This is a genomic window from Nonomuraea sp. KM90 (assembly GCF_052246675.1).
Lineage (GTDB): Bacteria > Actinomycetota > Actinomycetes > Streptosporangiales > Streptosporangiaceae > Nonomuraea.
Genome location: NZ_JBQQCB010000277.1, coordinates 1 through 4,667 on the forward strand (window position 1 = coordinate 1; position 4,667 = coordinate 4,667).

Annotated in this window: 6 protein-coding genes and 1 pseudogene; 4 read left to right on the forward strand and 3 right to left on the reverse strand. The window is 72.4% G+C overall.

Translation table 11 applies throughout. The features are described from left to right. Positions 1–194: pseudogene (locus tag ACTWPW_RS63075) on the forward strand (hypothetical protein); the annotation flags it as partial. 77 nt (positions 195–271) lie between these two features. Here the strand turns inward: ACTWPW_RS63075 and ACTWPW_RS63080 are convergent. Further along, positions 272–610, reverse strand: a complete 339-nt coding sequence (locus tag ACTWPW_RS63080; protein ID WP_375118072.1) for an STAS domain-containing protein — start codon at positions 608–610, stop codon at positions 272–274. 242 nt (positions 611–852) lie between these two features. On the opposite strand from ACTWPW_RS63080, the gene ACTWPW_RS63085 reads away from it, so the two are divergent. Then, the gene (locus ACTWPW_RS63085) at positions 853–2,139 is read left to right on the forward strand and encodes a cytochrome P450 (protein ID WP_443174867.1); all 1,287 of its coding nucleotides are present in this window, start codon (positions 853–855) and stop codon (positions 2,137–2,139) included. A 54-nt stretch (positions 2,140–2,193) separates the two neighbouring features. Here ACTWPW_RS63085 and ACTWPW_RS63090 read toward each other — a convergent pair whose 3' ends face one another. Then, entirely contained in the window at positions 2,194–2,661 is a 468-nt protein-coding gene (locus ACTWPW_RS63090) for a DUF6789 family protein (RefSeq protein ID WP_375118074.1), read from the reverse strand. 302 nt (positions 2,662–2,963) lie between these two features. Here ACTWPW_RS63090 and ACTWPW_RS63095 point away from each other — a divergent pair, with 302 nt between their 5' ends. Further along, positions 2,964–3,200, forward strand: coding sequence for a hypothetical protein (locus ACTWPW_RS63095; protein ID WP_364132571.1), 237 nt, complete (start codon positions 2,964–2,966; stop codon positions 3,198–3,200). A gap of 196 nt (positions 3,201–3,396) precedes the next feature. Here the strand turns inward: ACTWPW_RS63095 and ACTWPW_RS63100 are convergent, their stop codons facing one another. Further along, positions 3,397–3,975 carry a TOPRIM nucleotidyl transferase/hydrolase domain-containing protein gene (locus tag ACTWPW_RS63100; protein WP_443174868.1) on the reverse strand — a complete coding sequence of 193 codons (579 nt, stop codon included), beginning with the start codon at positions 3,973–3,975 and terminating at the stop codon, positions 3,397–3,399. 242 nt (positions 3,976–4,217) lie between these two features. Here ACTWPW_RS63100 and ACTWPW_RS63105 point away from each other — a divergent pair. Next, a partial coding sequence (locus tag ACTWPW_RS63105) for an FAD-binding protein (RefSeq protein WP_443174869.1) occupies positions 4,218–4,667 on the forward strand: 450 nt, incomplete at its 3' end.

Here is a 4,667-nt window from a genome sequence, read left to right on the forward strand (position 1 = left end):
ACTACACCACCCTGGGCACCGGCTACGTGCAGGAGGCCCACGAGCGGTTCGAGAAGATGCAGGAAGCGCTGATGGGCGGCGACAAGGCACCCTCCGAGCGGGTCATCGACGACAACCGCGCCAAGTCCGGCCACGAATACCGGCTGCAGACCGAGGGCGAGCACCCCGTGCACAGCCTGGCCCACAACCGCTGACCCGCGCCTGATCGTGCCCGTCTCCCGGGCCGCAGGAGTCGTCCAGGGCGGGGGAGACGGGCACGGCGGTGCGGAAGTCAGTGGTGTTGAGGGGCCGACGGAGCCCGGCCGGGCGGTGCGAGGTCCTGATCGGGCAGAAGCGCGTGCAGCACCAGCGCCGCCGGAGCGTTGGGACCGATCAGGGTGAGGTTTCCGCCGAGTGACCGGGCCAGCCGGCGTGCCCGCAGCAGGGCGGCGGCGCCGCGCGAGTCCATGAGGGACACGCGCCGCAGGTCCACGCTCAGCCGCGGGCCCCGTTGGTGGATCACCGTGGCGAGGAACTCGTACAGATCGTCGGCGGTGAGGAGATCGACGTCGCCGTCCACGCCGACGACGGGAGTGCCTGCGGACATGCTGACACTGAGATCCAGTCTCATGAGGGTTCCTCGCTGGTGCTGACTCAGCGCTCGGGTGCGCCGAGTCCCCTCCCGTACCCTGAGACCATCGTCTCAACCGCATTCTCACAGTTGCGCTGCCGCCGCAGTGAGGCCCGAAGGCGCGGGCGCCGAGCGGCGCATGACCCGCCACGCTTCCCGGCGGGCCCGCCGCCCGCTGACGGGCGGGACAGGAGCCGAGCCCGGCGGTTTCGCCCGTGAGCCCAAGGGCAGGGACGGACCTCATGTTGGTGCTGGATGACACGCCTTTCCTGCTGCTCGAAGGCTACGGGTGGCTGCCCGGTCTGCGGCGGCGCGCCCGGGGGCCGGTGGTGCGCACCCGGCTGATGGGCCGCCGGACGGTGGGCCTGTGCGGGCCCGAAGCGGCGCGCTTCTTCTACGACGAGAACAACGTTCACCGTCGTACGGCACTGCCCGAGCCCGTCACGAGCACGCTGATCGGGAACGGGGCGGTGCACCATCTGGACGGCGTCGAGCACCGCGTGCGCAAGGCGATGTTCATGTCGCTGCTGACCGGTGTGGGCGTCGGCTCCTTGGTGGCGCATACCGGCGTGGCCTGGGACGAGGCGGCCCGAACGTGGGGCGACGGGCGTCAGGTCGTGCTCTTCGACGAGGTCGCCGAGGTGCTGACCCGAGGGGTGTGCCGATGGGCGGGCATCCCGCTGGACGACGCCGAGGTGCCGGCCCTGGCCTCCGATCTGACGGCCATGGTCGACGGGTTCGGCAGCGGCGGGCCCCGGCATTGGCGCGGCCGGCTGGCCCGCAGGCGTCGCGAGGCCTGGCTGACCGACCTGATCAGCGACCTGCGCGACGGCACCGACACCGCGCCGGCGGGCTCGGCGTTCGACGTCGTCGCCGGTCACCGCGATGCCGGCGGCAGGCCGCTCGCCGCCCGGACGGCGGCGGTGGAGCTGCTCAACGTCATCCGCCCGACCGCGGCGGTGGCCTGGTACGTGACCTTCGCCGCCCACGCCCTGCACCGCTGGCCCGAGCAGCGCGAGGCGCTGCGCGACGGGGACGCCGCCCACGCCGAGGCCTTCGTGCACGAGCTTCGGCGGTTCTATCCGTTCGCGCCGTTCGTCGGCGGCCGAGCGGTCCGCGACCTGTCGTGGGCCGGGGAACGCATCCCCGCGGGCAGCCTGGTGCTGCTCGACGTCTACGGGCAGAATCACGACCCAGAGCTGTGGGATGAGCCCTACACCTTCGACCCCGGGCGGTTCGCCGGGCGCGAGCTCGGCGCCTTCGACCTGATCCCGCAGGGCGGCGGCGATCCGGACACCGGTCATCGATGCCCCGGGGAGGACATCACGGTCTCACTGGTGCGGGCGTTGGCGGTACGGCTCGCCCGCTTGGACTACGACGTCCCCGACCAGGACCTGAGCATCTCCCTGCGGCGCGTGCCCACCCGTCCCGCCAGCGGTTTCGTCCTGGCGGCCGCGCGGCGTGCGGTCCCCCGACCGCCGGAGCCGCCACCGCGGCGCCGAACGTCGCGCCCGTCGCCGGCACAGTAACGGTCACCGCGGCCCGGCTCACCCCGCCCGGGAGGGCGCATTCATCGCGGACGGCTACGCGCCGGATTCCCGGTCATGCCGGCCTCCGGACGTCAGCCGGTTCATGGTGCGCGCGAGCGCGGCGCCGTACACCAGATGACCCGCCGCCAGGACGGCCTGACGGCCGGGGCGATCACGCTGGATCGGCGGAAGGGCGCCCAGCCGCGGCACCCACCCCGCGTAACTGCCGACCCAGATCGTCAGCGCGTACGCCACTCCGAGCGCGACCGGGGCATGTCGCCCCCGCGTCATGAGGCCGAACAACGCGCCGGAGGCGCTGCCGAAACCCACGTGAGCGGCCGCGCCCAGCAGTCCCTCCCCAGGCTTGCGCCGGTGTTCGCGCCCGGGCAGGGCGGCACGCGCGATACGTTTCGGCGGCTGGTCGGCCATCATCCCCGCCCGTTGGCCCGCCACCATCACCGCGCTCATCGCGGCGGTGGCCACGGCACCGCTGATCGCGCCGCGAAGCAGGTTGCGCATCATGGATGGTGCCGCTGCCCACCGCTGCGTCCCCGAAACGGAAGACGCCAAGGGAAACCCCGCGGAAGGAACGAGGACCGCCGCGAGTCCGGTTTCCAGGACGGGATGGCGCGGACGTCGCGTACGAACCCGGCACGGACGCCGCGCCCCGGCCCGACCGCACAAGACCCATGGGCCGGACACAGGAGGTGGCCTGGCGCAGGCATAGGACCCCGTCCTTGGGAAAGGGGGGAGCCCTCGGAGCGGCCGCGCGAGAGCGCCGGCCGGCGAGACGAACCCGACCAGTCGAGGCAGAGGAAAAGCAGATGGATCCGACACGACAGGAGACCGGCGGCGTCACCGGAACTCAGGACAAGGACTACAACCTGATCTGGTTCGTCGAGCAGTGCCTGAGCAACGTGCTGCGGTTGGAGAACTACATCGCCGACGCCGAACGCGCCGGGGACGACAAGCTCGCTGACTTCTTCCGCCGCGCTCAGGCCGAGAGCCGCAAGGGAGCCGAGCAGGGCAAGGACCTTCTGCGCCAGCACCTCGCCGGGTAGTGGCGGCATGTGCTGACGACGTCGAGAGCCTCTCCCCGTCCGGGGTGGAGGCTCTCGACGGGTCATGGCGGGGGCCGACCCTGAAGCGTCCGGCGAGCCGCTGGTCCCAGCCTGGCGCCGGGCTTTCCGGGCAGGTGGTGAGACGGGCGGTCCGCTGGTTCCCGCACGCGGATCGCCTCACCCGGCGATGACGAGATCACCGGCTCCGGCTGCCCGACAGGTGGGCCAGCAGCAGATCCAGCGGACGCGGCACGCGATCGAGGTCGAGTGCCGCGACGAGCAGGCCGGAGTAGCGGATCTTGCGGCCACTGCCTGATCCCATGAACCGGCGCAACTGGTCGTGAGTGGCGCTCCCGCGCCACGCGGGTTGCCTCTGGAGCGTACGAAACGAGCTGAGCTCGCCCTCGGCGTCGACGACACGCTCGACCGCGGCGGTGCCGAGGGCGCGGATCAGCTCGTCCTCCAGGTCGGCGACGCACACGAAGAACCCGAGCGCCTCCAGGTCGCTTCGGCCGAGATCGCACCCGAGGCCGGCGCGCTCGAGACTCCTCCGGAAGTCGCCCTCCTCCCCGGCATCGCACAGGCCGGCCAGCCGGAGGCCGTGACCGGCAGGGCCGAACCTCCCGACGTACGTCCCGATGTTCGTGGCACCGCCCATCGCCACGAGGGAGATGCCTTCGGCCGCCAGGTTCCGGCCGTGGCGCCCGGCCAACGCTTCGATCGCCGATTTGTCACTGGCTCCCTCGACCAGGACCACGGTATGCGTGTCGCTCACGGGCCCAGCCTCGCACCGAGCCTGGAGGGGTTCACCTCCTTTTACGCGTCGCCGCCGTAGTTCTTTCTGGAGGCGGCGGCCGTACGTACCGTTCCGGCGAATTGGCCCACGAATCTGCCCCGAAAATGCCCCCAAACTCGGAGCTTTCTCCGCCCTAGCGTGGGGATCATGACGAACGAGAACGATCGAGTCCCGGAGCCCGGGCCGTTGCTGCCGCCGCTGCGACCGCTGGGCGGACGATCATGAACGCTTCGCACAGCCTGCGCTCCGTCGTCCGCGGCCGGGTCCTGCTGCCGTCCGACCCCGGGTTGGACGTGGCCTGCCGTCCCTGGAACCTGGCCGTCGAGCAACCGGTGGCGGCGGTGGTCGAGGCCGCCGACGCCGATGACATCGCCGCCCTCGTCCGTCATGCCCGTTCCGCCGGGCTGGGCGTGGCCGTCCAGCCGAACGGGCACGGGGCCAGCGGCCGGGCCGAGGGCACGATCCTGCTGCGTACCGGCAGGCTGGACACCCTGGAGGTCGATCCGGTGGCCCGGCGGGCCCGCATCGGCGCGGGCGTGCCGTCCGGACGCGTGCAGGCCGCGGCGGCGGCGTACGGGCTGACCGGGCTGCCCGGCAGCTCTCCCGTCGTCAACGTCCCGGGCGTGGCCCTCGGTGGCGGGCTGAGCTGGTTCGGCCGCGCGCACGGCTGG

Bases quoted from the DNA above. Each gene is read 5' to 3' on its own strand.
- ACTWPW_RS63080 (WP_375118072.1), bottom strand. From the start codon at position 610: ATGAGACTGGATCTCAGTGTCAGCATGTCCGCAGGCACTCCCGTCGTC.
- ACTWPW_RS63085 (WP_443174867.1), top strand. From the start codon at position 853: ATGTTGGTGCTGGATGACACGCCTTTCCTGCTGCTCGAAGGCTACGGG.
- ACTWPW_RS63090 (WP_375118074.1), bottom strand. From the start codon at position 2,661: ATGATGCGCAACCTGCTTCGCGGCGCGATCAGCGGTGCCGTGGCCACC.
- ACTWPW_RS63095 (WP_364132571.1), top strand. From the start codon at position 2,964: ATGGATCCGACACGACAGGAGACCGGCGGCGTCACCGGAACTCAGGAC.